Origin of the sequence: Chitinimonas sp. BJB300, assembly GCF_002735695.1 — a bacterium.
Classification (GTDB): Bacteria; Pseudomonadota; Gammaproteobacteria; order Burkholderiales; family Chitinimonadaceae; genus Chitinimonas.
In genome coordinates this window covers 1-1,002 of record NZ_PDZH01000321.1, presented here as the reverse complement: position 1 = coordinate 1,002, position 1,002 = coordinate 1, and the positions used below count along the sequence as shown (strand labels likewise).

Below are 1,002 nucleotides of genomic sequence, written 5' to 3'. Positions count from 1 at the left end.
ACGGACGCCCAGATCGCCCAGCTCACCAGTGATATGGTCTGGCTGGTGGAGCAGACCGTTACCCTGCCCGATGGCAGCACCGCAAAAGCCCTGGTGCCACAGGTATATGTGCGTGTACAGCAGGGGGATATCGACGGCAGTGGTGGCTTGATTTCCGGTGAGTCGGTTGATTTGAAGCTCAGTGGCAATCTCGACAACTCTGGCACCATCGCCGGTCGTAAGGTCGTGCGCTTGGAAGGCGAGAACCTGAATCTACTTGGTGGTGCCGTGCGTGGCGCCCAGATAGGGCTGCAAGCGCGTCAGGATATCCGTATCGATGGCGGAACATTGCGGGCAGAGGATGCCCTGTCGCTCAAGGCGGGTAACGATGTCCAGGTGGCCAGTACAGTGGCCCACAGCGAGGGCCTTGGGAGCACCCGCACCCATATCAATCGCGTGGCTGGGCTGTATGTGACCAACCCCAACGGTGTCATGCTGGTCGACGCTGGGCGTGATATCCAACTTCAGGCGGCAGACGTGGAAAGCCGCGGCAAGATTGGCCTCCATGCCGGGCGGGACATCAAGCTCGATACGGTGACCGAAAACTTCCGTCACGAAACCCGCTTTGATGACAGAAACTACAGCAAGGAAGCGAACAGTCGTGATGTGGGTAACCGCGTCAAAGCCGAAGGCGATATTGTGCTGACGGCAGGGCGCGACATGGGCATCAAAGGGAGCGAGATCAGCTCGGCCAATGGGGCGCTTTGGGGCAAGGCGGAACGCAATATCGATATTACGGCCGGGATGGCCAGCGAAAGCCGTGAAAGCGCGAGTTATCGCAAAGAAAGGCGTACCTTTGGCGGCAAGAAAACCACCTCCACATTCGACCAATCGTCCTCCACTACCGCGATCGGCAGTGTGCTCAGCGGTGATACGGTGTACTTCAAGGCGGGGCAAGACCTTAATCTGATGGGCAGCAGCGTGGTGGGCACGCACGATGTGCTGCTGGAAGCCGACCGTCAC

General features: G+C 59.2%; 1 protein-coding gene. It reads left to right on the top strand.

Going from position 1 to position 1,002, the window contains the following annotated elements:
* Positions 1–1,002: hemagglutinin repeat-containing protein (locus CSQ89_RS21625; RefSeq protein ID WP_199065799.1), on the top strand; the 1,002-nt coding region annotated here is incomplete at both ends.